Annotated in this window: 2 protein-coding genes; both read right to left on the bottom strand. The window is 32.6% G+C overall.

Features of this window, described 5'->3' with window-relative positions; all coding sequences use genetic code 11:
- Positions 1-32: 32 nt before the first annotated feature.
- The gene (locus tag DXU93_RS14935; protein ID WP_240623478.1) at positions 33-956 is read right to left on the bottom strand and encodes an IS3 family transposase; all 924 of its coding nucleotides are present in this window, start codon (positions 954-956) and stop codon (positions 33-35) included.
- Positions 914-1195, bottom strand: a complete 282-nt coding sequence (locus DXU93_RS15255; protein WP_240623477.1) for a transposase — start codon at positions 1193-1195, stop codon at positions 914-916. The genes DXU93_RS14935 and DXU93_RS15255 overlap by 43 nt, the downstream gene beginning before the upstream one ends.
- Positions 1196-1254 lie beyond the last annotated feature (59 nt).

Here is a 1254-nt window from a genome sequence, read left to right as displayed (position 1 = left end):
TGGAATTCCTACTAATTTTGTGACAAATTTTATCAAGCCACTTTATTAATTTTCCCTCTTAACTTAATTTCCATTTCTAGAGGGGAAACATACCCTAGAGATGAATGTAATCTTTCTGTATTGTACCAGTTTATATAATCTTCTAAAGAACTATGTAACTGGTCGTATGAAGTGTATTTGAAACGGTATAACCATTCGTTCTTAATTGTTTTAAAAAAACTTTCAGCCACTGCATTGTCCCAGCAATTTCCTTTTCTACTCATGCTTTGGACAATCTTTCTATTGAAAGAAAAAAGGTTAATCATTTTATTACAAGCATATTGTACTCCACGATCGGAATGAAAAATAAAGCCAGGTCTTAAGGATCTATTTGATCTAGCGTGAAGCCATGCTTTCATAATTGTATTTTCGGTAGTCATATCCTCACTTAATGACCAACCTATAACTTTTCTGTCTGCAAGGTCTATAACTGTAGTTAAGTAGTTCCAGTCATTATTAACTCTAATATAAGTTATGTCAGACACCCATTTGTGTCCAAGTTTTGAACTATCAAATTCTCTATTTAGTTTGTTATCTGCAATATTAAAAGTATGATTGGAGTCCGTGGTTACTAAATACTTCCTTCTCAAAATGCTTTTCAACCCCATTTCTCTCATCAATATAGCTACGTATGATCGACTATAGAATAGTCTTTCTCTCTCAAGCATTTTTTGAATTCTATAACTTCCATAAATATCTCTACTTTGTTTGAAAATAAATTTTATTCTTTCCTTTAACAAAACACGAGATTCTTTTTCAACCTTATGAAACCTGGTTTTCTCCCAATTATAGAAAGCATTCCTGCTAACCTCCATACATTTACACATCCTCTCAACAGTATAATTGTCAACATTATTCGAAATAAATTGATACCTCACCTGTCGTTCTTGGAGAAGATGCTTACTGCCTTTTTTAATATGTCGCGTTCCATGGTTATTTCTCGAAGCTCCTTTTTTAAGGCCTTTAATTCTATCTCTTCTTGAGATAACTCTTTTTTCTTCGTAAAGTCACCTGACTTAGCTTCGTATTCTCTTCTCCATCGCCTAACCATACTGTCGTTTAGGTCATATTCTAAACTTACTTCCTTTATAGGTCTTCCTGACTTTACTAATTCTACTATGAGAATTTTAAAGTCATTGTCATACTTCTTTGCCATAAATCAAATTTAATCATTTCGGGCTTAATTAATCTGTCACAACAAATATAGACACTCCA

This window comes from Brumimicrobium aurantiacum (genome assembly GCF_003402975.1).
GTDB lineage: Bacteria > Bacteroidota > Bacteroidia > Flavobacteriales_D > Crocinitomicaceae > Brumimicrobium > Brumimicrobium aurantiacum.
The sequence above is the reverse complement of the archived record's forward strand: the minus strand, read 5'-3'. Positions and strand labels throughout refer to the sequence as shown.

Bases quoted from the DNA above. Each gene is read 5' to 3' on its own strand.
- DXU93_RS15255 (WP_240623477.1), bottom strand. From the start codon at position 1,195: ATGGCAAAGAAGTATGACAATGACTTTAAAATTCTCATAGTAGAATTA.